Below are 23,510 nucleotides of genomic sequence, written 5' to 3'. Positions count from 1 at the left end.
CGTTCAGAAGTCGAGGCCGAGGTCCAGAGTCGGCGCCGAATGGGTCAGCGCGCCGGAGGAGATGTAATCAACTCCAGTGGCGGCGACCTCGGCAATACGCTCCAGCTTCATGTTGCCGGATGCCTCGGTCACCAGATGGCCGCGCGTCATCTTGACGGCCTCTGCCAGCGTCGGCGTGTCCATGTTGTCGAGCAGGACCACATCCGCGCCGCCGGTCTTCAGCACCTCTTCGAGCTGGGACAGCGTGTCGACCTCGATCTCCACCTTCATCATGTGGCTGACGCTGGCCTTTGCTGCTTCCAGAACCGCCGTGATGCCTCCGGCCGCCGCGATGTGGTTGTCCTTGATCAGGATCGCATCCGACAGGCCAAAGCGGTGGTTGTAGCCACCGCCGTGCAAAACCGCCTGCTTTTCCGCGATGCGCATGCCCGGCGTGGTCTTGCGGGTGCAGGTGATGCGGGTGTCCGTTCCAGTTGTTTCGCGCACGAAACAATGGGTCAGTGTTGCGATCCCAGTTAGCCGTCCCGCGAAATTCAGCGCCACCCGTTCCCCCGACAGGATCGAGGCAGCCGAGCCTTCGATGGTCATCAGCGTATCGCCGGGTTTGCAGGGGCTTCCGTCTGGCAGCAGGGTTTCCACCTTCAGTCCCGCATCCACCAGATGAAAGGCGATGCGGGCGATCTGCATGCCGGAGACGATGCCTGTTTCGCGAGCGTTCAACCGGGCGGAATAGGTCACATCCGCCGGGATCACCGCGCGGGTGGTGATATCGCCGTTCTGGCCCAGATCCTCGTGCAGGGCGGCACGTACCATCGGTTCCAGAATCAGGTCGGGCAGGGTGGCGAAGGCAGTGCTCATGTGGGCTCCTTTGCGCTCTCGCCCGCGATCCGGTCGCGCAGGGCAAGGGCCTCGGTCAGGGTGATATGGGTGCGATGGGCCTGTGCGGGATCGGCCTCGGGGAAGTCATCGCGGTAATGCCCGCCCCGGCTTTCGCGGCGCATCAGGGCGGCGGCGGCGATCAGGGTGGCGGTGGCGCACATGTTGACGAAGGGTTCATCCTTCGCGTTCTCTGCCTCCAGCCGGGCAATGGTGACAAGCGCCGTCTTGAGGCCGTCCTCGGTGCGGCGTACGCCGACATTGGCGGTCATGGTCTCCCGCAGGGTCTGAACGGCGCTGGGATCTGTTTCGTGACCATCCGGGGCAAAGGTGATCGCGACCTCCGACAGATCGCCCTTTTGCGGCAGATCCTTCATATCGGCCGCGGCGGTGCGGGCATAGACCAGTGCCTCCAGCAATCCATTGGAGGCCAGCCGGTTGGCACCGTGCAGCCCGGTCGAGGAAGCCTCGCCGCAGACCCACAAATGGCCAAGGCTGGCACGCCCCTGCATGTCCGTGTCCACCCCGCCCATGTGGTAGTGGGCGGCGACGGCCACGGGGATCGGCTGGGTCACAGGGTCGATCCCGGCGCGGGCGCAGGTTTCGGCGACGGTGGGAAAGCGGGTTGCGACCTCGGCGCCAAGGGCCTGCCGGGTGTCCAGAACCGGGCGGCGCCCGGCTTGGGTCTCGGCAAAGATGGCGCGGGCCACGATGTCGCGCGGGGCCAGCTCGGCGTCCGGGTGGACCGCCTGCATGAAGCGTTCGCCCTTGTTGTTCATCAGCACCGCGCCATCGCCGCGCAGGGCCTCGGTCGCCAAGGGCGCCGGGTCTTCACCGATATCGAAGGCGGTGGGGTGGAACTGCACGAATTCAGGGTCGGCGATACGCACGCCCGCGCGGGCGGCAAGACCGATAACCTGCCCACGAATGCGGGGCGGATTGGTCGTATGGGCATAAAGCCCGCCAGAGCCGCCCCCGGCCAGAAGAACGCCGGGGCAAGTGATCAGGACGGGATCCGACGGCGCATCGGCCTGCGAGATCCAGACTCCGGTAACGGTATCGCCGTCTACCTCTAGTCGGACGGCCTGGGTGTTTTCCAGCACCTGCACCGAAGGGGCGGCGCGCACGGCGGCGATCAGGGTTTCCATGATCTGCGCCCCGGCCCGGTCGCCCTTCACGCGCACCACGCGGGCGGCGGAATGGGCGGCTTCGCGGCTCATCACGTAGTTGCCCGCCGCGTCGCGGTCAAAGGGCGTGCCAAGATCGGTCAGGTCGAGGATATGCTCGCGCGCAACGCGGGTGACCATGGCGGCCACCTTTGGATCGACAGTGCCCGCGCCAGCGGTCCGGGTATCGGCGGCATGGGCTTCGGGGCTGTCGCTTTGATCCATGGCGGCGGCGACACCGCCCTGCGCCCAGGCAGAACTCGCGCCCTGACCAAGCGTTTCAGGAGAGATCATCAGCACTGGCCGCGGCGCCAGTTCCAGCGCCGCGTAAAGCGCGCCCAGACCGGCGCCGACGATGACGATGCGGCCGGTGTCAATGCGCCCGGTGCTGGCCTCTGTCACCGGTCAGATGCCCAGTTTCTGGCTGAGATCGATCATCCGCTGCACTGCAAGCCGCGCCTTGTCCGCGACCTGAGGGTCAACCTCGACCGGTTCGGACATGGTGTGCAGCGACCACAGGATTTTCTCCAGCGTGATCATCTTCATGTAGGGGCACATGTTGCAGGGGCCGACGAAATCCACCTCGGGCAGCTCATCCGCGATGTTCGAAGCCATCGAACATTCGGTGATCAGCATCGCCTTTTCCGGCTTTTCATCGGTGACGTATTTGATGATGCCGCTGGTGGAGCCGGAGAAATCCGCCTCGGCCACCACATCGGGGGGGCATTCGGGGTGGGCGATCAGCCGGGTGCCGGGGTTCCATTCGCGGAATTCGCGCAGGTCCTTGGCGGTGTATTGTTCGTGCACGATGCAGGAGCCGTCCCACCAGACGATATTCTTCTGCGGCACCTGGTTGGCCACGTTCTGCGCCAGGTATTTGTCCGGCGTCATGATGACGGTGTCGCTGTCCATCGCGGCGACGATCTGCGCTGCATTGGAGGAGGTGCAGCAGATGTCGGAGGCGGCTTTCACCTCGGCGGTGGTGTTCACATAGGTCACCACAGGCGCGCCGGGATATTTGCGGCGCATCTCTTCGACGCCCGCGGCGGTGATGCTTTCGGCCAGCGAACAGCCCGCCGCCATATCCGGCATCAGCACGGTTTTCTCAGGAGAAAGGATCTTGGAGGTCTCGGCCATGAAGTGCACGCCGCATTGCACGATCACATCCGCCTCGACCCGCGCAGCTTCGATGGCCAGCTGCAGGCTGTCGCCGACGAAATCCGCAACGCCGTGATAGATCTCCGGCGTCATGTAGTTGTGGGCCAAAATGACCGCGCCGCGTTCTTTCTTCAGCGCGTTGATCGCCGCGACATAGGGCGCATAGCGCGCCCAGTCGACCGGGTTCACCACGCGGTCCATGGTCTGGTACAGATCTGACATCTGTTCGGCCAGATCGGGGTTGGGCGCCAGATCATAGGTGCTGGCGAGTTGATCGCGCATGGTTTGCAGATCGAACATGGCATTTCCTCGAAAACGCGCCCTTGCGGAACTGTGGCGGGCACTTTGGGTCGGTCTTCTTTCACGTTCACATGCCGCGCGCAAGTAATGGTGCGAAAAGGCCGCAGGCTGGTCGCTGCTGCGCCGGGGCTGCTGTTGGGGTGGCCGGAAGGCCAAGAATCTCTTGCTCCGCGGGTTTGTAAACCCGGCGATAGAAGATCTGTTCCCCGGATCAAGCGCGGGCGTTGGGCATCTTTCTGTCCGGCGATGCGCAGTCACTCATCGATATAGTGGACAAATTGTCCTTTTTCAGGGGCGGCTGCATTTTTTTCTGTTTCGGGGTGCTTTCCTGTGTTTTGACACTGGGGAAAGCTGAGGGAAACAGGCCTGTAACCCTAAGCCATCGGGGGGAAAATCAAGCGTCATGTCTGATCTGTGGGACGGTCTGAGCCAGGCGTTCTGGCTGGTGGTGATGCTGGATCCTGATCTGGTCGAGATCACTTTGCGCTCTCTCAGGGTCACTTTGACCGCCCTTGCCATCGCCTCTGCCATCGCCTTGCCATTGGCGGCCTTGCTGGCCGTGCGGCGGTTTCGCCTGCGCCGTCCGACAATTGCGGTGCTCAATGCGCTGATGGGGCTGCCGCCGGTGGTGGTCGGCCTGATCGTCTATGTCTTTCTTTCGCGGTCCGGGCCGCTGGGGGTGCTGGGTCTGTTGTTCACGCCATCGGCGATGGTGATCGCTCAGGTGATCATCATCGTGCCGCTGGTCGCCTCGATCGCGCATCAGTCCCTGCGCGAGCTGTGGAGCGATTACCACGACCTGCTGATTTCGCTGAACACCACCCAGGGTCAGCGGATCCGGGCGTTGTTGTGGGATGGGCGGCGGGCGCTGCTGACGGCGGCGCTGGCCGGGTTTGGCCGCGCCATCGGAGAAGTCGGCGCCATCATGGTGGTGGGCGGCAATATCGACCATGCCACCCGGGTTCTGACCACCGCGATCGCGTTGGAGACCGGCAAGGGGGAATTTGCAATGGCTCTGGGCCTTGGCTTTGTGCTGATTGGCATGGCGATTGCCGTCAACCTGTCGATCCACTGGATCGGCCATACCGAACGCGGGGGACGCTGGTGATGCAAATGTTCCCGCTGACCGTGGATCAGGGCGTGGTGCGCAGGCGCGGCAAGGTGCTGGTTGGCCCGGTGGACCTGACGCTGGAAGGCGTGGGAGCGACCATCGTGGTGGGGCCGAACGGAGCCGGCAAGACCTCGTTTCTGAAAATGCTGCACGGCGTCGTACGTCTCAATGGCGGCAGCCTGACCTGGGCCTGCCCTAGGTCGGAGGCCGAAAAGCGTCAGGCCTTTGTGTTTCAGACACCTGTGATGATGCGCCGGTCCGTGGTGGAAAACATCGCCTACCCTCTGCGCCTGATCGGGGTACCACGCAAGGAGGCCCGCGCCCGTGCTGCGGACTGGGCGCGGCGGATCGATCTGGGTGATGCGCTGGAGCGGCCCGCAGTGCTGCTTTCGGGTGGTGAGCGGCAAAAGCTGGCACTGGCCCGGGCGCTGATCCGGGATCCGGAAGTGCTGTTTCTGGACGAACCCTGCGCCTCGCTTGATGGGCGAGCGACGCGAGAAATCGAAGAGATCCTGACCGAGGCGGCCCAAAGCGGGACTCGCCTGATCATGTCGACCCACAACATGGGTCAGGCGCAGCGGCTGGCGGATGAGGTGATCCTCATCATTGGCGGCCGCATTCACGAGTTCGCTCCGGCCGAAGCGTTTTTTGCCGGGCCTCAAACCCCGCAGGGGCAAGCATTCTTGAGAGGAGATATAGTAGAATGAAACATCTGGTGTTGGGCGTTGTCGCCTCGGCCGTTCTGGCCACCGCATCCTTTGCCGAAGAGATGAAGATGGCGGTGACCACCTCGTTCCACAATTCCGGGCTGGCGGAGATCCTGCTGCCCGAGATCAAGAAGGATCTGGATCTGGATGTGCAGCTTCTGGTCGTTGGCACCGGTCAGGCGATCCGCCTGGGCGAAGCGGGCGATGTGGATGCGATCCTGGTGCATTCGAAAAAGGCCGAAGAGCGTTTTCTGGCTGGGGGTAACGGCACCCATCGCCGCGAGATCATGTATAATGATTTCGTCTTTATCGGACCCAATGCCGATGGCGCCGGGATTGCGGATGCGGAAACCGCAGTTGATGCGCTGCAGAAGGTTGCAGGTGCAGAGGCGCTGTTTGTCAGTCGCGGCGATGACAGTGGCACCCACAAGAAAGAGCTGAGCCTCTGGGCAGCTGCCGGTTTGGACGCCGGGAGCTTTGGCGACTGGTACCGCGCGGTGGGGGCAGGCATGGGCTCGGCGCTCAACACGGCAGCGGGGATGAATGCTTATATCATGGCCGACCGTGCCAGCTGGCTGAACTTTGGCAACAAGGGGGATCTGGCGCTATTGTTCTCGGGTGATCCGGTGCTGTTCAATCAATACGCCTATCTGCCGGTGAACCCGGAGAAACACACGCATGCCAAGAATGATCTGGCGATGAAGCTGGAAGGCTGGCTGGTGTCGGACAAGGCCAAGGCGCTGATCAACGATTACAAGATCAACGGTGAGACCCTGTTTGTGTTCAACGCCAAGCAATAAGTCTTGTGTGAGCCACGGCGCGGGGATCTCCCGCCCGTGCCGCCGCATTTGAAAATGCGTTGTCCCGGTTGGGCCAGGCGCCGCGCTTTGCGCGGCGCTTTTCCTTTGCTGAGAGGCGCCTCAGGGGCAGGTTTGCCCTGATGCGCCATATCGAGTGTCCAGTCCGCCAATTCCGCCTCAAGGGTGAACCGTGCATGCGCACGGCCGCTTGCGCGGCCCTTGACCCGGATTTGGCAAACGGCTTTTCGGCAGGCGGCGCTGGGCCCAACGGGAAAGGGCCATCGTCAGAAGAACTTTGATGGGCGAGAGTTTTCTATTCTTCGCCCCCTACGGTCAGAGTCACCCTGTCGCCAGCGAACCAGGTGCGGCCGTATTCGATGGGGGTGCCTTTTGCGTCTACGTTGATGCCGGTGGTGCGCAGGATCGGGGCGCCTTCGGGGATGCGCAGGTGCAGCGCCTGTGTCGCGGTGGCCTGTCGGGCGGTGATGCGGGTCTCAAGGCGGGTATAGTCTTCGATGCCGCAGCGTTGCAGCGCGGCAGTGACGGATTGCGTCTCTTCCAGCGCCGTGAGCATCTCGGGGAACCTTTCGGCTGGAAAGATGCTTTGGAACAGGGCAATCGGCTGTCCATCTGCCAGCGATAACCCGTCGTAGACGTGCACCGGATCGCCGGGGGACAGCGCCAGCGCGGCGGCTTCGCCAGCGGCGGCTGCGCGGGTTTCGGTGGTCAGGATCTGCTTTGCCGGGGTGCGCCCGCCTTTGGAGATGTTCTGGTGAAAGCGCACCCGCTTGCCGATCGGGTAATCCGTCGGTTTGGCGGCAACAAAAACGCCCGCGCCGCGCCGTGCATGCACCAGCCCACCAGCTGCCATTTCCGCCAGAGCGCGGCGCACCGTGTGGCGGTTAACGCCGAACCGCGCCGCCAGCTGCGCCTCTGCTGGTAGCTTGTCGCCGGTATCATAGCGCCCCTGGGCGATATCGTCGGTCAATGTGCCCGCGATGGATTTCCAGACCGGGGTTCGGGCCATGTCATCAAACTTTCACAAGGATTGGCTTGCGCCCTTGCAGGCGAGTCACCTATGATTTGTCTAGTTGTATAGTTTATGTAGACAACCCGGCCAAGAGGCTTTGACACGATGAACACCACAATTTCCGCAGAGGATCGCACAAGAGATCGCAAGGCCTGGATGGGTCTTCTGGCCTCGGCTGACGATGCCCGGCTTGCCGAGCTTTGGCGCGCCTTTGATCATGAGCCTGCCTTTGACTGGCTGCGCGCGCCCGAGGCGGGCGGCGTGATGGTCCGGGGCCGTATGGGCGGCAGCGGCGCGCCCTTCAACCTCGGTGAGATGACCGTCACCCGCTGCGCCCTGTCGCTGGCCGATGGCACGGTTGGCCACGGCTACGTGCAGGGCCGGTCCAAGGCCAAGGCCGAGATGGCCGCCAAGATCGACGCGCTGATGCAGACCGAAGCGGCCGAAGCCCTGTGCGCGACGGTTCTGGTCCCGCTTGAACAGGAGCGTGCCACGTCCAAGGCGGCCCGCGCGGCCAAGGCGGCTGCGACCAAGGTCGATTTCTTCACCATGGTGCGGGGAGAGGACTGATGAACCAGTTGACGGACAACACGGTCTATGCGGGTGGGTTTGCCAACCCGCCAGTCGCCTCGGCCCATGCCTTTCGTGCGGCAATGAATGCGATGGCGCGGCCCGGCACGGTGCAAAAGATCACGGGCGCTATCCCGCCCGAGGGGATTTCCCATGCGGCGGGCTGCCTGCTGCTGACGCTTTGCGATCCCGAAACCGGCGTCTTTCTGGCGCCCGATGTGGACAGCGAGGCCCTGCGTGGCTGGCTGACCTTCCATACCGGCGCGCCCATTGTCAGTGCGGAGCAGGCGGATTTTGCCCTTGGCGGCTGGGACGCGCTGATGCCGCTCGACCGGTTCCGCATCGGCACGGCGGAATACCCGGATCGCTCGGCGACGCTGATCGTTGAGGTGACGGGGTTCGACGCCCCCAATGCCACGCTCAGCGGTCCCGGTATCAAGGACAAGGCGCAGATTGCCCTGCCGGATCCGGTGGCCTGTGCGGGCAATGCGATGCTTTATCCCTTGGGCGTCGATTTCTTTTTCACCTCTGGCTCTCAGGTGGCGGCGCTGCCGCGCTCGACCCAGATCCGTGCGGAGGCCTGAGCCATGTATGTAGCCGTAAAGGGTGGCGAGCGCGCCATCGACAATGCCCATGCCTGGCTGGCGGAGGAGCGTCGCGGCGATGCTTCGGTAGCCGAGTTGTCACTGGCGCAGATCCGCGAACAGCTGTCGCTGGCGGTGAACCGGGTGATGGCCGAAGGATCGCTGTTCGATCCCGATCTGGCGGCGCTGGCGATCAAACAGTCGCGCGGCGATCTGATCGAGGCGATATTTCTGATCCGCGCCTATCGCACCACCCTGCCGCGCTTTGGCTATACGCTGCCGGTGGACACCGGCGCTATGGCCTGCGACCGGCGGATTTCGGCGACCTTCAAGGATGCGCCGGGCGGGCAGGTGCTGGGGCCGACCTTCGACTACACGCATCGCTTGCTCGACTTCAAACTGGCCGCCGAGGGCGAGGTGCCGGAAGCCCCCGCTGCAACGCCCCGGACCGAACCGACGCCCCATATCACCGAGTTCCTGCAGGGCGAGGACATCATCGAGCGCGAACCGAGTTCCGAGGCGCAGCCCGGAGACCTGACGCGCGAACCGATGGCCTTTCCGGCTGACCGATCGGTCAGGCTGCAATCGCTGACGCGCGGGGATGAGGGATTCATCCTTGGCATGGCTTACTCCACCCAGCGTGGATATGCGCGCAATCACGCCTTTGTCGGCGAATTGCGCATCGGCACCGTGGCGGTGGAGATGGAGATCCCCGAGCTGGGTTTTGCTATCGAGATCGGCGAGGTGGAGCTGACCGAATGCGAGACGGTGAACCAGTTCAAGGGCTCTAAGACCGTGCCACCGCAGTTCACTCGTGGTTATGGCCTCGTGTTCGGTCAGTCAGAGCGCAAGAGCATTGCCATGGCGCTGGTGGATCGCGCCCTGCGCTGGAAAGAGCTGGGCGAGGATAACCTTGGCGCGGCCGCGCAGGACGAGGAATTCGTCCTGAGCCACAGCGACAATATCCAGGCGACCGGGTTCCTCGAACACATCAAGCTGCCCCATTACGTCGATTTCCAGTCCGAGCTGGAACTGGTGCGCAAACTGCGCCGAGAAGCCACCGAAGCGGTGGAGCAGATGGCGGCCAAGGAGGCGGCGGAATGAGTTTTGTGCAACACAGGGCAGTGCCCGACCTCGGGTGGGGGCGAAGCGCCCTCCCGAGGGGGAGGTCGGGCGCGGCCCGGCGATGCCGGGCCAAACGGAAGAAGGGTGCCCAGAATGTCTGATTACAATTTTGCCTACCTCGACGAGCAGACCAAGCGGATGATCCGTCGGGCCATCCTCAAAGGTCTGGCCGTGCCGGGCTATCAGGTGCCCTTTGCCAGCCGCGAAATGCCCATGCCCTATGGCTGGGGCACCGGCGGGGTGCAGGTCTCTGCCGCAACGCTGACGCCGGAGGATACCTTCAAGGTGATCGATCAGGGCGCCGATGACACCACCAATGCGGTGTCGATCCGCAAGTTCTTTGAGCGCACCGCCGGTGTTGCCACCACCGAGGAAACGGAACAGGCCAGCGTCATCCAGACCCGCCACCGTATCCCCGAGGCACAGCTCTCCGAAGATCAGATCCTCGTCTATCAGGTGCCGATCCCGGAACCGCTGCGCTTCCTTGAGCCGCGCGAAACCGAGACCCGCAAGATGCACGCCTTGCAGGAATATGGCCTCATGCATGTGAAACTGTATGAGGATATCAGCCAGCACGGCGCCATCGCGACCTCCTACGCCTACCCGGTGAAGGTCTCAGGCCGCTACGTGATGGACCCTTCGCCGATCCCGAAATTCGACAACCCCAAGATGGAGATGGCGGCGATCCAGCTGTTCGGCGCGGGCCGCGAGCAGCGCATCTACGCGGTGCCGCCCTATACATCGGTCGTGAGCCTTGATTTCGAGGATTACCCCTTCGAGGCCAGCAAGGCCGATCATCCGTGTGACCTTTGCGCGGCAGAGGACAGCTATCTGGATGAGGTGATCCTCGATGATGCGGGCAACCGGATGTTTGTCTGCTCGGACACCGATTACTGCCGTTCGCGGCGCGAGGCAGGCCACGTGGGCCGCCTGGGAGAGGAGGCCGCGGCATGACCCCTTTGCTGCAAGTGAAAGACGTCGCCAAGATGTATGGCGCGCGGATCGGCTGTACCGATGTCAGCTTTGACCTGTATCCCGGTGAGGTGATGGGCATCGTCGGCGAAAGCGGCTCGGGCAAGTCCACATTGCTGAACTGCCTTGCCGGGCACCTTGCGCCGGATCGGGGAGAGGTGGTGTTTGACACCCGCGCCGACGGGCCTGTGGATACGGTCACCATGTCGGAACCCGCGCGCCGGATGCTGGGGCGCACCGACTGGGCCTTTGTGCACCAGCACGCCCGCGATGGGCTGCGCATGTCGGTCTCGGCCGGTGGCAACATCGGTGAGCGGCTGATGGCTGTTGGCGATCGTCACTATGGTGATATCCGCGCCCGCGCTTCCGATTGGCTGGGCCGGGTGGAGATTTCCGATGCCCGCATTGATGACCGTCCCTCGGCCTTTTCCGGTGGCATGCAGCAGCGGCTTCAGATCGCCCGCAACCTGGTGACCGGGCCAAGGCTGGTGTTCATGGATGAACCAACCGGCGGCCTCGATGTCTCGGTTCAGGCGCGGCTTCTGGATCTGTTGCGCGGTCTGGTGCGCGAGATGGGCCTTAGCGCCATTATCGTCACCCACGATCTGGCGGTGGTGCGGCTTCTGGCGGACCGACTGATGGTGATGAAGGACGGTCACGTGGTGGAAACGGGTCTCACCGATCAGGTGCTGGACGATCCGCAACATGGCTATACGCAGCTGCTGGTCTCCAGCGTGTTGCAGGTGTGAGGGTAAAGTGATGATCGAACTCCAAAACGTCAGCAAAAGCTTCACCCTGCACAATCAGGGCAGCGCGGTGATCCCGGTGATGGAGGGTGCGACCCTTTCCGTCAAACCGGGCGAATGCGTCGGGCTGGTGGGGGCCTCGGGGGCTGGGAAATCGACCCTGATGCGGCTCATTTACGGTAACTACCTCGCTGCCAGCGGCAGTATCATGGTGGGCGGCACCGACGTGGCACAGGCCGAGCCACGCGAGATCCTTGCGCTGCGCCGCAAGACGCTGGGCTATGTCAGCCAGTTCCTGCGGGTGGTGCCGCGTGTGCCTGCCCTTGATGTGGTGGCGGATCCGCTGTTGGCGGTGGGCACCCCGATCGAGGAGGCGCGCGAAAAGGCGGCGACCCTTCTGGCGCAGCTCAACATTCCCGAACGGCTCTGGAGCCTCAGCCCCACGACCTTCTCCGGCGGGGAGCAGCAGCGGGTGAATATCGCGCGCGGTTTCGCCTATGACTATCCGGCGCTTTTGCTGGATGAACCCACCGCCAGCCTTGATGCGCAGAACCGCGCCACGGTGCTGGGCCTTATCGAAGGGGCCAAGGCACGCGGCGCAGCCATTGTCGGCATCTTCCATGACGAGGCCGCGCGCGAACAGGTCTGCGACCAGTTTGTCGATGTCTCGGGCTTTACACCAAGGGCCGCCGCATGAGCATGGGCGCGAACAAGGGGCCGGTGATTGCCGTTGTCGGCCCCTCAGGCGTGGGCAAGGACAGCCTGATGGAGGGGCTGCGGCAGGCCGATCCCGGCATAAAATTGATGCGCCGGGTGATCACCCGCGCGCCCGAGGCCGGGGGGGAGGACTACACCCCGGTGACCGAAGCCGCGTTTCTGGATCTGGCAGGCAAGGGCGCCTTTGCCCTCCATTGGCCTGCCCATGGGCTGCACTATGGCATTCCCAAAGAGATCGAGTCTCTGCGCGTCGGGGCTACGGCCCTTCTGGTCAACCTCTCTCGCGGGGTGCTGCTGGAGGCGCAGGACGCCTTTGACGATTTCCGGGTGCTCTCCGTCACCGCCCGCCCCGAGGTACTTGCCACACGGCTGGCGGCGCGCGGGCGCGAGGATGCCGCCGAGGTGCAGCGTAGACTTGCCCGCGCGGGCAAACCCCTGCCTGCGGGGCTGGCCCAGGTCCACGAGATCGACAACAGCGGCGATCTGGGCGCGGCGGTCAGTGCCGCGCGCGCCGCGCTTCAGCCGGTCAGGGCGTAGCGGTGGATCAGGTGAAAACGTCCCATCCCATCCTCGCCCATCAGTGCCAGATCCTTGAGCACAAATGGCGCGGGCAAGAGCGGGATCAGATGCGCCTGCAGGGCAGCCTCGACGCTGGGCAGCTCGGGCTTGGGCAGCTTGCCGGTCAGGGTGATGTGAAAGCGGAATTGATCCAGCACGTATGGGTAGCCCCAGGTCACAAGGTTCTGCTCCTGCGTGGGGCTGAGCCCGTTCGCGCGACGGCGGGCCAGTTCCGCCTCGGGGGCGGGCGCGCGAAAGGCGTCGAGATCGCGCACACAGGCGGCAGCCAGCGCATTGAGCGCGCTTTCATCGCCCAAGGGGCGCAGCGCCAGAAAACGGCCCAGCCGCGCCAGTTGCAGGCCATCCAATGCGACCGGCGCCTGTGTGGCGGCCAGCGTGGCGCAGGCGGCTTCCAGATCGGCCAGGGAACACCTTTTTGCCAGCCGCATCGGCGGTTTCATGGTCGCATGCAGACCATATTTGCGCGGCGTCGCGGTGATCGCGGCCACGTCCAGCCCTTCGATCTCCGGGTGCGCCACCTCGGCCCCCGTCTCCATATCCCAGCCCAGCCAGCTGGCCCCAAACCGGCTCCAATCCGCCCCTTGGGGCGGCGCAAAATAGATCGCGTATCGCGTGAATGTCACATTGGCCTCCTAAACGTGGCCTTCTCCATAGCTCGAAAGATGTGAAATCCAGATGACACAAGAGATGATCCTTGCCAATGCCACCCTTGTTCTGCCCGGCGAAACCCGCACCGGCAGCCTCAGGATCAAGGACGGAGAGATCGCGGATATGGCCGAGGGTGCGGGCGTGCCCAGCGGTGCGGTGGATTGCGGCGGCGATTTCGTCAGCCCCGGCCTGATCGAGCTGCACACCGACAATCTGGAGCGCCATATCCAGCCCCGCCCCAAGGTGGACTGGCCCCATGCCGCTGCGATCATCGCCCATGATGCGGAACTTGCGGGGACCGGCATCACCACGGTGTTCGATGCGATGCGCGTCGGTTCGATCAAGGCGACCGAGGCGCGATACGGTCAATACGCCCGCAGCCTTGCCTCTGAACTCTTGGAGCTGCGCGCCAAGGATGCGCTCAAGATCAGCCATTTCCTGCACCTGCGGGCCGAGGTCTGCTCGGAAACACTGGTGGAGGAGCTCAATGAGTTCGGCGATGAGGATCGCGTCGGGCTGGTTTCCCTGATGGACCACACGCCGGGACAGCGGCAGTTTCGCGATATCTCGAAACTGGAGGCCTATGTGAAGGGCAAGCACGGGTTCGATGATGATGCCTTCCTGCAGCATATCGCCAACCTCAAGACCATGCGCGAGACCTATGGCGATCTGCACGAGGTCGAGGCCGTGAAGGCCGCGCAGCGGTTTGGCGCGGTGCTGGCCAGCCATGACGACACCACCGAGGAACAGGTCGTCGTCTCGGCCGGTCACGGCATCCGCCTGGCCGAATTCCCCACCACGGTGGAGGCCGCGCGTGCCTGCCATGCCCATGATATCCAGGTGATGATGGGGGCCCCGAACCTGATCCGGGGTGGATCGCATTCGGGCAATGTGGCGGCGCAGGAACTGGCTGAGCTGGACCTTCTCGATATCGTCTCCTCCGACTATGTACCGGCGGCACTCCTGCTGGCGGCGGCGCGGCTCGGGGAAATCTGGGGCGATATGGCGCGGGGGCTTGCCACCGTCACCAGCGCCCCGGCCAAGGCGGTGGGCCTAAAGGATCGTGGACGTCTGGAGGTCGGCAAGCGCGCGGATCTGATCCGTTTCGCCATGCGCGCCGGTGTGCCTGCCCTGCAGGGGGTCTATTCCCGTGGCCTCCGGGTGGCCTGAAAAACAACTCAGTTTCATGCATAAAGGCCCCGGCGCAAAGCGCATCGGGGCCTTTCGTTTCGGTGAACGCCGTTGGGCGGCGCGTCAGGCGCGGTAGAACATGTAGCGGCCTTTGGGGATGCCTTCCGGGCCGTCCAGCTCCTCAAAACCCACCAAGGGCTGGCCCGAGACGATGATACCGCCCGGCGCCATGACGGAGGCGATCACCGGCGACATGGCGGCGGCCTCGGCGACGTCCTTTTCCTTGACGCCAAAGCCAAAATCATAATGCGCCAGTACGATCTTGTGCCCCTCAGCGGCAAGACGTTGCATCATCGGCTCTGCCTCGCCCTGAAGGAAATCCTGTTCGGGCGGCACGCAGGAAGGGTGGCATTGCAGCACCCGGTCGATCACCCAGATGCGGCGATCCGGCAGGATCTCGCGCAGGTGGTCATAGGTGCGTCCGTTGCCCAACCCCATGTCCAGCGCGTCGCCGGGAACATCCGTGATCTGCTCAGCGGCCCAGTTCAGCCCGTCCCGTTGCGCGGTCAGGCGGCGCAGCATCGAATCCAGTCGGCTCATTCAGGAAATCCTTTCGTCATAGGTCCAGGCCACGGCGGGCCCGGCCAGAAGACGTGCAATCAGTGTTTCGGTAAACCCCCAGATTCGGTCGTCATGCACCAGATGGTGGGTCAGGATGCCATAGGGTTCGCGGGTGTCGGCGCGGCCCTGGCGGCGGTCTTTCAGCTGCGATGCGACCTGCGCGATCAGCTGCGCCTCGGGCAGCAATGACCGGCTGCCCTTCCAGTCGATCGGGTCCAGATGCGTGTTGATCTGTACAAGTCCCGGCGCGGCCTTGGTCCGGGAGCGCGGGGTAAAGGTCGACAGGGCGCAATAGCCAAGGCCCGCCATCCAGGGCAGGATCTCGGGCGCGATACGGTTCCAGGGCGGTACAAACATCGGGCGCAGGCTGGATCCGAAAAAGCTCTTCAGTCGCTCCAACCCGGCTTCGGCCTCGCCCAGCATATCTTGCACCGGACGGTGGGCGCCGAACTCGGCCTTTTTTTCGCCCTCCGGGGCGTGGCTTTTATGAGCCCAGCCATGCACCACGGGGATCAGATCAGTCGTGTTCTGCAGATGCGCGGCCAGTTCCGGCTGGGCGTCCCGTGGGATGATCGCCAGATGCACCGGCAGACCCAGCCGCCGCGCGGTTTCGGTCAGCTGCTGTAGTTGCGGCGTGATCTCGGTGGCGTCATCATCGCGCCACCACAGGGGGAGCTGCAATCCGGCCTGCTGCCAGGCCTCAAGCTCCTGATCCAGCGCGCTCCAATCCGGGGTGATTGCCGGGGTCATCGACGGTCTCCTGCCAGTTCGGCAGCAATCTCTACCGTTCTGGCGGCGCCGTCAAACCGGAAGCGGTCGGTGGCGCGCGGCGCCTCGGCCATCACGCCTTTCACCGCCTGTACCAGCGCGCTTGGCGTCAGATCGGCGGTCTTCAGCACCGCGATACCGCTTAGCGGCGCCAGGCTCTCGGCACGCAGGGATTGTTCCACTTCCTTGCCCGCATCAAAGGGCACAAGAACGGCGGGGGTACCCGCCTGCAGCAGGTCCAGCGCGGTGTTGTAGCCGCACATGCTGACCGAGGCGGCGGCGTGGCACAGCATTTGACGGAAATCGGGGCGGGCGGCTTCGATCAGGGCGGGGGAGCTTTTGGCAGTGAACCGCGCGATCCGTTCTGCTGCGTCGCTGCCGCCGACCAGTAGCCGCCACGTGATATCGGGCGTCTGCTGCGCGGCCTCCAGCGCGGTGTCATATAGGGCATCGCCAACGCTGCCGCCGCCGGCGCTGACCAGCACCTCACCCGCGCCTGCCTGTTCAGGGTGCGGCAGGGCGGCTGGAGGCGCCACGTAACCGGTATAGCGCAGCTTGCCCGCCAGCATCTCCGAGACCGGCCAGCTGATATCCAGCCGGGTGGCGGCGGGATCGGAATGCACCAGCACTGCATCGTAGAACTCCGCGATCACCACGTCTGCCTCTACCGCCTTTTTGGGCTTGGAGGGCGGGGCCAGGATATCGCGGATCGAGGCCAGCACTACGGGCCGGTGCGGCAGGGCGTGGGCGGCCTTCAGCAGTGACAGAAACTCTCCCTTCAGGCTGCGGCGGCCAAAGGGGAAAAGCTCTGTGATCAGCACATCGGGCTGCATCTCGCGCAGGGCATCGCACAAAGTGCGTTGCCGGGCGTCGTGATAGGCGTCATCCGCCACGGTGCCCTCGGCTGTCAGAAGTCGGGTGAAATCCACCCCGTCCGAGCGCAGCGGCGGCAGTTGCACCAGGTCCAGCCCCGCAAGGCTCAGCTGCGGCGCCGGAAATCCACCCGAGGCCACGCGGACCTGATGGCCTGCCGCCGCAAAGGCCCGGCCCAGCGTCAGCGCCCGTGACAGATGGCCGGTGCCCAGTAGATGGGTGACTGCGATCAGGACCCTCATTGGGGCTCTTTCGGGATCAGGCGGATGGGATCCGGCTGCGGGCGCAGGGCGTCGCCGTCGATCTCCACCACGAAGAGGCGGTTGCGTTTGATCCGGAAGGGCGCCGGACCGTCGAAGTCCCAGCCATAAGCGCGCGCCAGGATCATCCGCATGATCCCGATATGGCAGACCGCGACCGTGTCCCGGGTGAGGCGTTGCAGCCAGGGCGCGATACGTTCCCAGACCTCGGCCGGGGACTCGCCGCCGGGGGGGCGGTAGTCCCAGCCCCAGTGCTCGATATCGCGAAAGCCGCTTTTCGGGTCGGCCTTGAGGTCGATCCCGCGCAGCCCTTCCCAGTCGCCCCAGTCCATTTCAATCAGCTCGGGCGCCGTTTGGGGATCGCGCCCGGCCACCAGTTTCGCGGTTTCGGCGGCGCGCAGCAGCGGGCTGGACCACAGATCCGCCGCATCCCAGGGCGCGGGCAGCGCCTGCGCGGCCAGCTCGCTGCGGGCAGTATCATCCAGCGCAATATCGCTGCGGCCCTGAATGCGGCCCGCGCGGTTCCAGTCGGTATGTCCATGGCGCAAAAGGGCAAGACGGATCATGGGCGGGCCTCCATCAGCGGGGCCACAGCGGCCCAGAAACGGGCGCTTGCGGCGGGGGCAAGGTGGGTTGTGGCGACCATCTGGCGCGCCTCGGCGCTGCGGCGGGCGCGCAGATCGGAATCGGTCAGCAGGGCGTTGATCTGCTCTGCCAGCGCCTCTGGCCCCTCTTCCGGTGCCGGGTATGCGGCAGGGGTGAGCACGTCGCGCATGCCGGGACGATCCTGCGCCACCACGGGCAGGCCGTGGGCCTGTGCCTCAAGATAGGCCATGCCGAAAGCCTCGTTGACGCCAGGCCAGAAGAACAGGCTGGCGCGCCCATAGGCGGCCGTCAGGCCGTCGCGATCCAGCTGTCCCAGAAACTGCACACGGTCGCCAAAGGGCGCCATCATCGCCTCGACCTCGGCCCGGGCGGGGCCATCGCCTGCGATCTCAAGCTGCCAGTCGCCCATCAGACAGGTGAGCGTTTCCGCAATGATACGATACGAGGACAGCTTGTCCCCGGCGCGCATCATACCAACGCTGAGCATGGGACCGTCCAGCCTCGATGGCTCCGGCAGCGCGCCTTGCGGCAGGAAGGGCGGCAGGTGCACCAGCGCCTGGCTGCCAAAGCGCTCGCGCTCCAGAGTGATCAGGTCGTTGGCAGTGAAATAGAAGATGGTATCGGCCGCATCGGCCGCGTCATGGGCGGCCTTGGCGAACCCGGCCCAGGGGCCCGTCAGGCGACTGGTGGCGCGGGTGCTTTCGATCTGCACATAGGGAATGGAACGGGCGCGGGCCACGGCAGGCCCGATCAGGTCCGGCGCCTTGTAGTAGTTGTGGTAGGTCACCCAGAGATCCACGGGCTGCATCTCGTCCAGCAGGCGACGAACCTCTTGCCGGGCGGCCTCTTGCAGGTCGTTCTGCCATTCCGCATCGCCTGTCTTGTCATAGATGCGCAGCTCGCTGACCAGATCGACGCGGGCGCCGCCTGTCGCAATCACATCCATCAGGTTGCGGGCCACTTCCCGGTCGCCCGAGGGCACCGGGCTGCGCGGCGATTTCATCGGCGCATAAAAGGCGATGTGTTTGCCGCTGCCGCTGGTCATGCGCCATTCAGCATGGCGTTGAGCCGTTCGGAAAGGCGGGCAATGCCCGGATCCATGCCAAAGTCACGGCGCAGGCGCTGGAGCGCGGCTTCGGCCATGGCGGCGGTCTTCTCTGGATCCTCGGCCATCTTGCAGATGGCAGCCGCCAGCGCTGCGGGGGCATCATCGCTGAGCAGACCATGGGTGCCGCTGTCGATGAATTCGGGGATGGCAGAGACCGGTGTGGACAGGATCGGCAGCCGCTGCGAGGCGGCTTCCATCAGCACGTTCGGCAGCCCGTCGCGGTCGCCATCTGCGGCAACGCGACTGGGCAGGACGAAGATATCGCTCTGGCGCATCGCCTCGATCACCTCGGGCTGGTCGCAGGCACCGCGCCAGGTGATGCGATCAGCAACGCCCGCATCCTCGGCCATGCCCTGCAACAGATCGCCAAGGCCGCCACCGCCGATATGGGTCCAGTGCCAGTCCAGATCCTTGGGCAGCAGCGCCAGCGCGTCGATCAGCCGGTCAAAGCCCTTCTTTTCCACCAGCCGACCAACGGACATCAGGTGCAGTGGATCGCTGGCCTTGCGCCAGATGCGGTCGGGCGGGGCGGGAAACCGGCTGAGGTCCAGCCCGTGATAGATCAGGTCGATGCGCGCCGGATCGTCCGACATATCGCGCAGGTGCTGGGCGCCAAAGGCAGTGCAGGTGGCGCCGAAGGTAGCGCCGTGATCGGCGCTGGACAGTTTTTCGCGGATCTCCCAGTCGGGCGAGGTCCAGATGTCCTTGGCATGGGCGGAAAAGCTCCACGGCAGGCCACGCATGATCGCCGCATAGCGCGCCACCGAGGACGGCGTGTGCAGGAAATGGGCATAAAGCCCCAGAACCGCGTCCGGCATTTCGGCGGCCAGCACGCAGGCCTGGCCAAAGCGGCGGATGCGGTTGCGGCTGGGGTCGCGGCGCAGGTCGGCGCGCCAGATCCGCCGGGCCTCGGCGTAGCCCGGCAGCTTTTGCGCCGTCTCGCGGGCGCGCCAGACGCGCTCCGGCTCCTGATAGAGGTATTCGGGCAGGTAATTGACCTGCGCCTCCAAACGGTCGTGCAGCGGGTGGCGTTTGACATCGGTGGGATGGCGCAGGGACCAGATCTCGAAACTGTGGCCCGCGGCCTCCAACGCGACAAGCTCCTGCGCGATAAAGGTCTCGGACAGGCGCGGCCAGCCCTTGACCAGCACCGCAAGCGGTGGCCGGTTTGTGGTCATTCGGTTGCCTTTCGCGGCGCGTCCTGCAGCAGGGCGCTCACCCGGTGGGTGACATAATCGAGCCCGTCGAGGAACCCTTCGCCAAAAGCGGCAGAGGGGGGGTTTTGATCCTTCAACGCGTCTATCGCGCGGATCATCGCCTCGGGGGTCCAGCCATCGCGGTCTTCGTCCAGCATGGAAACAAGGCCCAGTTCCTCGGCGCGGCTGGCGCGGATCCACTGTTCCAGACGGGGCGTGGTACGGGGCACGATCACCGCAGGTTTGTCAAAGGACAAGACCTCGCAGAAGGTGTTGTAGCCGCCCATGCAGACCACGCCGCAGGCGCCTGCAAACAGCGTTTCGATCCGGCTTTCGAAACCAACGCTGGTGACGCGGCCATCCAGCGCGGCAACGCGGGCCTCAAACGCCTCGCGGGTTTCACCGGACAGGAAGGGGCCATAGACCAGCACGGCACGCGGGCTGAGGTTTGGGTCCCGTTCATAGGCCGATAGCACCAGATCCACCATCATCGCCCCGTCGCCACCACCGCCGGGGGTGATCAGGATATAGGGCTGTTCGGGCGGCTCACCGATCTGGCCCAGATCGCGGCGCAGGTAGCCGGTCCAGTGCATGCGGGAACGGGTTTCGGGAGATAGATCCAGCCCCTGCGTGGGGTCATAGACCGAGCTGAGGCCATAGACCCAGATTTCGTCGTAAAACTGTTCGGTCACTGGAACCGCGTTCTTGCGCTCCCATTCGGCAGCCAGCACCTCGGGTTCGTCCAGAACATCGCGCAGGCCCAGCACCAGCTTGCAATGGCCGCGGCTGCGCAGGCATTCCAGCGCGGGCATCAGCTCACCGCGGAAACCGGTTGGCTCCTTGTCGACGATCAGCACGTCGGGATCGTATTGCTGCGCCATGGAGCGGATCAGCCCGGCGCGCATCTCGGTGGTTTCCTCGATGCTCATCCCCATGGTGCGCGAAGCATAGCTGCCGTCGGAGCGTTTGATCACCCCGGGCAGGCGCATGTGATCGACCCGGCTGGGAAAGGCAAACCGCCCGGCAACCGGTGAACCGGTCAGGATCAGCGCCGAAGCAGAAGGATCGGCGGCGGTAATCGCCCCGGCAAGCGCCCGCGATCTGCGCAGGTGGCCCAGCCCGAAGGTGTCATGACTGTAGAGCATGACTCGGGGGCTGCGGGCGCCGTTTTCCCTGTCGGCGGTGGAGCTTGTCTGATCTTTCATAGGGTCGCCTGAACAGGTGTATTATCAGGGTGGTGCAATAGGCAGGCGCCGAAATCAAGGGCGATCGGCCTTTGCGGTCCCGATTGCGCAACAAATGGCAGCTAAAGCCCCGCGCGTCACCGCGATGTGCCAAAATCGTTCCGCTGTTGTTGCAGTAGGGCAATTGCGCCGACTGGGGGCGCTGGCTAGTCTGGTTTGAACTGTCCTGAGGATTTCAGACCATGAACTTCATTCCCGTCCGGCGGCTTCTCCCGGGGTTGTTTGCCCTGTTTCTTCTGTGTGCACTGGCCATCGGGACTGCGGGCACAGGACATGCGCAGACGGCGGCTGACAACGGCGAGGATCCGATCGCCCGGGCCATCGAGCTGGCTGCCGAAAGCGGCGTTGATGTGATCATCGTCGACAGCGGCGGCGCCCGCGCGCAGGACGGGGCTGCGGAACAGGCCATCAGCGAACACGATGCCAAGATGGAAGGTGCATCGATGCTGATGAAAGCCCAGTCGGAGATGGATATCTTCCGGGCCGAATTGCGCAGTCGTTTGGAGGCGCTGCCCTATTCCATCTTTGAGATGAAATACATCCTGCGCCAGACCAGCCCCGATGGCCGGATCGCCACCTATGCGGAAATCCTGTTCTGGAGCCTCCTGTTCCTGTTTCTGGGGCGCTGGGTCACCGTTGAGCTCTACGGCAAGAGGTTTGCGCTGCACCACGTGGTGCAGCGCACCAAGGAAAAGCCCGAAGGCTATCGCGAGAAAATGCCGTTTTTGTTCTTTCGCTTCCTGCTGGGCGTCGGGGGAACGATCTTTTCGATGGGGATCGCTCTGCTGGGATCCTATCTTGTGCTGGGTTCCTCAGGCAATTCGTCGGTGCGGCTGACGGTGCTGGCGATCTATACCGCCTTTTTCCTGTCCCGGACCATATCGGACCTGTGGCGCATGGTGCTGTCGCCCTACCTTAGCCAATATCGGATACCGGCGTTTTCCGACCGGGATGCCAAACGGCTTTATATCTGGGCTTCGGTGCTGGCGACCTATGATATTTCGACCCTCGTCTTTGCCGCCTGGGTCGGCGATTTCGGGCTGACTTACAACGTCTATGCCATCGTCTATGGCGGGTTGGCGCTTTTGGGGATTGTCGGCAATCTGGCACTTGTCGCCTTTAACGCCGGAGCCATCAGCCGCGCCATCCGCGCGGGTCGCGATGCTGAGGAATGCTCCTGGCTGGTGCGGCTGCTGTCGGTGGCCTGGGCGCCCGCGGTCGTGGCCTATATCGTCTTTGGCTGGCTTCAGCTGGCCTTTGATCTGGTGCTGGAGCGGGAGATGTCGATCCCGCTGATGGCGGGCACCTATATGGTGCTGACCTCGATCCTGGTGGTCTATGGGATCATCAACTACGGGATCGAAGTCTATGCCGACAGGCGGCGTCTTCCCGCGCAAATGGTTCAGCCAGAGGACAGCGATGCGCAAGACGCCGATGGCCCTGACGGGGAGGCTGTAGAAGCAGATGAGGCGGCCGCCGCTTCGATGCGAAAGCGCCACCCGATTGCCACCTATGAGGATCTGGCGCGCAGGGTTGCCGGGGTTCTGGCCTTTGTCGGCGGGGCGCTGGCGCTGATCTACGTGTGGAACCCGGATCTTGACTGGACTGACAATTCGGCCATTGACCGGATCTTCGACATCGTGGTGATCCTGTTCCTCGGCTATATCATCTACAGCGTCTCGCGGATCTGGATCGACAGCAAGATCGACGAGGAAGTCGGCGATATGCCCGAGAGCGAGCTGGGCGATGAAGGCGGCGCAGGCGGGGCCAGTCGGCTTGCCACGCTGCTGCCGCTGTTCCGGGGCGCCATTCTGGCGGTGGTCGTGGTGTCGATTGCTCTGATCCTGCTGATGCAACTGGGGATCAACGTCAGTCCGCTGTTCGCCGGTGCAGGTGTTGTCGGTCTGGCGGTGGGCTTTGGCTCACAGACGCTGGTGCGGGATATCTTTTCCGGCGCCTTCTTTCTGGTCGATGATGCCTTTCGCAAGGGTGAGTATATCGACATCGGCGACGTGAAAGGCACGGTCGAGAAGATCTCGGTCCGGTCCTTCCAGTTGCGCCACCATCTGGGCGCGCTGCACACCATTCCCTTTGGCGAAATCCGGGTGCTGACCAACTATTCCCGCGACTGGGTGATGATGAAGCTGCCCTTGCGGGTGACCTATGACACCGATGTGGAAAAGGTCCGCAAGCTGATCAAGAAACTGGGGCAGGAGCTGTTGGACGATCCGGTCATTGGCGACAATTTCATCCAGCCGCTGAAATCCCAGGGCGTCATCGAGATGCAGGATTCGGCGATGATCATCCGGGTGAAATTCATGACCAAACCGGGCGATCAGTGGCTGGTGCGCAAGAAGGTCTACGAGGAAATCCGCCAGCTGTTCGCACGTGAAGGCATCAAGTTCGCTCATCGCGAGGTCACGGTGCGCCTTGCGGAGGATCAGAACGAGAACCTGACCCCGCAGCAAAAGGAGGCGGCGGCGGGGGCCGTGCAGGCGGCGATTGATGCCGATCTTCTGGACGCCGATGAGGGCAGGGGCGGCGACGACCGATAGGTCTGTGCTGCATAAATTCTGAAATTCGCGGTGCGTGAGAACGGGGCGCTCCCGCCCCC

The 23,510-nt window shown here is 64.2% G+C and carries 24 protein-coding genes; 12 read left to right on the top strand and 12 right to left on the bottom strand.

All coding sequences use genetic code 11. The features are described from left to right. Positions 1–3: 3 nt before the first annotated feature. From nadC to nadA, 3 genes are read right to left on the bottom strand one after another with little or no spacing between them, the layout of a single operon-like run. A complete protein-coding gene (nadC, locus tag C6W91_RS06165) occupies positions 4–858 on the bottom strand; it encodes a carboxylating nicotinate-nucleotide diphosphorylase (protein ID WP_368997911.1) in 855 nt (284 codons plus the stop codon). Then, positions 855–2,444 (bottom strand): L-aspartate oxidase, encoded by a 1,590-nt coding sequence (locus C6W91_RS06160; RefSeq protein ID WP_274835388.1) that lies wholly within the window; start codon positions 2,442–2,444, stop codon positions 855–857. Before C6W91_RS06160 ends, nadC begins: the two co-directional genes overlap by 4 nt. Before the next feature lie 3 nt (positions 2,445–2,447). Continuing rightward, complete coding sequence (gene nadA, locus C6W91_RS06155) at positions 2,448–3,500, bottom strand: quinolinate synthase NadA (RefSeq protein WP_065272273.1); 1,053 nt, start codon at positions 3,498–3,500, stop codon at positions 2,448–2,450. A gap of 403 nt (positions 3,501–3,903) precedes the next feature. Between nadA and C6W91_RS06150 the strand changes: the two genes are divergently transcribed. Genes C6W91_RS06150 through C6W91_RS06140 form a run of 3 tightly spaced genes read left to right on the top strand, consistent with a single transcriptional unit; the run spans position 3,904 to position 6,118 of the window. Continuing rightward, positions 3,904–4,608 carry an ABC transporter permease gene (locus tag C6W91_RS06150; RefSeq protein ID WP_065272274.1) on the top strand — a complete coding sequence of 235 codons (705 nt, stop codon included), beginning with the start codon at positions 3,904–3,906 and terminating at the stop codon, positions 4,606–4,608. Continuing rightward, the gene (locus C6W91_RS06145; protein WP_370570574.1) at positions 4,608–5,318 is read left to right on the top strand and encodes an ATP-binding cassette domain-containing protein; all 711 of its coding nucleotides are present in this window, start codon (positions 4,608–4,610) and stop codon (positions 5,316–5,318) included. The genes C6W91_RS06150 and C6W91_RS06145 overlap by 1 nt, the downstream gene beginning before the upstream one ends. Then, positions 5,315–6,118, top strand: a complete 804-nt coding sequence (locus C6W91_RS06140; RefSeq protein ID WP_370570573.1) for a substrate-binding domain-containing protein — start codon at positions 5,315–5,317, stop codon at positions 6,116–6,118. The genes C6W91_RS06145 and C6W91_RS06140 overlap by 4 nt, the downstream gene beginning before the upstream one ends. A gap of 313 nt (positions 6,119–6,431) precedes the next feature. On the opposite strand, the gene phnF is transcribed toward C6W91_RS06140, so the two are convergent. Next, positions 6,432–7,145 carry a phosphonate metabolism transcriptional regulator PhnF gene (gene phnF, locus C6W91_RS06135; RefSeq protein ID WP_370570572.1) on the bottom strand — a complete coding sequence of 238 codons (714 nt, stop codon included), beginning with the start codon at positions 7,143–7,145 and terminating at the stop codon, positions 6,432–6,434. A gap of 108 nt (positions 7,146–7,253) precedes the next feature. Here phnF and phnG point away from each other — a divergent pair, with 108 nt between their 5' ends. The 7 genes from phnG to phnN all read left to right on the top strand — a co-directional run bounded on the left by phnG (position 7,254) and on the right by phnN (position 12,399). Continuing rightward, a complete protein-coding gene (gene phnG, locus C6W91_RS06130; RefSeq protein ID WP_370570571.1) occupies positions 7,254–7,718 on the top strand; it encodes a phosphonate C-P lyase system protein PhnG in 465 nt (154 codons plus the stop codon). After that, complete coding sequence (phnH, locus tag C6W91_RS06125) at positions 7,718–8,302, top strand: phosphonate C-P lyase system protein PhnH (protein WP_274831579.1); 585 nt, start codon at positions 7,718–7,720, stop codon at positions 8,300–8,302. The genes phnG and phnH overlap by 1 nt, the downstream gene beginning before the upstream one ends. 3 nt (positions 8,303–8,305) lie before the next feature. Continuing rightward, complete coding sequence (locus C6W91_RS06120; protein ID WP_370570570.1) at positions 8,306–9,406, top strand: carbon-phosphorus lyase complex subunit PhnI; 1,101 nt, start codon at positions 8,306–8,308, stop codon at positions 9,404–9,406. 114 nt (positions 9,407–9,520) lie between these two features. Beyond that, entirely contained in the window at positions 9,521–10,381 is an 861-nt protein-coding gene (locus C6W91_RS06115) for an alpha-D-ribose 1-methylphosphonate 5-phosphate C-P-lyase PhnJ (RefSeq protein ID WP_370570569.1), read from the top strand. Next, entirely contained in the window at positions 10,378–11,148 is a 771-nt protein-coding gene (gene phnK, locus C6W91_RS06110; protein ID WP_370570568.1) for a phosphonate C-P lyase system protein PhnK, read from the top strand. The genes C6W91_RS06115 and phnK overlap by 4 nt, the downstream gene beginning before the upstream one ends. A gap of 10 nt (positions 11,149–11,158) precedes the next feature. Continuing rightward, positions 11,159–11,842 carry a phosphonate C-P lyase system protein PhnL gene (gene phnL, locus C6W91_RS06105; RefSeq protein ID WP_370570567.1) on the top strand — a complete coding sequence of 228 codons (684 nt, stop codon included), beginning with the start codon at positions 11,159–11,161 and terminating at the stop codon, positions 11,840–11,842. Continuing rightward, on the top strand, positions 11,839–12,399 hold the full coding sequence (phnN, locus tag C6W91_RS06100; RefSeq protein ID WP_370570566.1) for a phosphonate metabolism protein/1,5-bisphosphokinase (PRPP-forming) PhnN: 561 nt from the start codon (positions 11,839–11,841) through the stop codon (positions 12,397–12,399). Before phnL ends, phnN begins: the two co-directional genes overlap by 4 nt. On the opposite strand, the gene C6W91_RS06095 is transcribed toward phnN, so the two are convergent. Next, on the bottom strand, positions 12,381–13,064 hold the full coding sequence (locus C6W91_RS06095; protein ID WP_370570565.1) for a DUF1045 domain-containing protein: 684 nt from the start codon (positions 13,062–13,064) through the stop codon (positions 12,381–12,383). The two genes, phnN and C6W91_RS06095, sit on opposite strands and share 19 nt — an antisense overlap. Before the next feature lie 52 nt (positions 13,065–13,116). Here C6W91_RS06095 and C6W91_RS06090 point away from each other — a divergent pair, with 52 nt between their 5' ends. Then, positions 13,117–14,259 (top strand): alpha-D-ribose 1-methylphosphonate 5-triphosphate diphosphatase, encoded by a 1,143-nt coding sequence (locus C6W91_RS06090; RefSeq protein ID WP_370570564.1) that lies wholly within the window; start codon positions 13,117–13,119, stop codon positions 14,257–14,259. 84 nt (positions 14,260–14,343) lie between these two features. Here C6W91_RS06090 and C6W91_RS06085 read toward each other — a convergent pair whose 3' ends face one another. From C6W91_RS06085 to C6W91_RS06055, 7 genes are read right to left on the bottom strand one after another with little or no spacing between them, the layout of a single operon-like run. After that, a complete protein-coding gene (locus tag C6W91_RS06085; protein ID WP_370570563.1) occupies positions 14,344–14,820 on the bottom strand; it encodes a class I SAM-dependent methyltransferase in 477 nt (158 codons plus the stop codon). Next, entirely contained in the window at positions 14,821–15,579 is a 759-nt protein-coding gene (locus tag C6W91_RS06080) for a polysaccharide deacetylase family protein (RefSeq protein WP_370570582.1), read from the bottom strand. Between the two features lie 8 nt (positions 15,580–15,587). Next, entirely contained in the window at positions 15,588–16,724 is a 1,137-nt protein-coding gene (locus C6W91_RS06075) for a glycosyltransferase family protein (RefSeq protein ID WP_370570562.1), read from the bottom strand. Then, on the bottom strand, positions 16,721–17,308 hold the full coding sequence (locus C6W91_RS06070) for a histidine phosphatase family protein (protein WP_370570561.1): 588 nt from the start codon (positions 17,306–17,308) through the stop codon (positions 16,721–16,723). Before C6W91_RS06070 ends, C6W91_RS06075 begins: the two co-directional genes overlap by 4 nt. Next, positions 17,305–18,393 (bottom strand): glycosyltransferase family 4 protein, encoded by a 1,089-nt coding sequence (locus C6W91_RS06065; RefSeq protein WP_274831569.1) that lies wholly within the window; start codon positions 18,391–18,393, stop codon positions 17,305–17,307. Before C6W91_RS06065 ends, C6W91_RS06070 begins: the two co-directional genes overlap by 4 nt. After that, positions 18,390–19,634, bottom strand: coding sequence for a glycosyltransferase family 4 protein (locus tag C6W91_RS06060; protein ID WP_274831568.1), 1,245 nt, complete (start codon positions 19,632–19,634; stop codon positions 18,390–18,392). The genes C6W91_RS06065 and C6W91_RS06060 overlap by 4 nt, the downstream gene beginning before the upstream one ends. Next, positions 19,631–20,857, bottom strand: coding sequence for a glycosyltransferase family protein (locus C6W91_RS06055; protein WP_274831567.1), 1,227 nt, complete (start codon positions 20,855–20,857; stop codon positions 19,631–19,633). Before C6W91_RS06055 ends, C6W91_RS06060 begins: the two co-directional genes overlap by 4 nt. 221 nt (positions 20,858–21,078) lie before the next feature. On the opposite strand from C6W91_RS06055, the gene C6W91_RS06050 reads away from it, so the two are divergent. Beyond that, the gene (locus tag C6W91_RS06050; protein ID WP_370570560.1) at positions 21,079–23,451 is read left to right on the top strand and encodes a mechanosensitive ion channel family protein; all 2,373 of its coding nucleotides are present in this window, start codon (positions 21,079–21,081) and stop codon (positions 23,449–23,451) included. Positions 23,452–23,510: the final 59 nt, after the last annotated feature.

Source organism: Phaeobacter sp. SYSU ZJ3003 (assembly GCF_041300735.1).
GTDB lineage: Bacteria > Pseudomonadota > Alphaproteobacteria > Rhodobacterales > Rhodobacteraceae > Phycobacter > Phycobacter gallaeciensis_A.
This window is presented reverse-complemented; position numbering and strand designations above follow the sequence as displayed.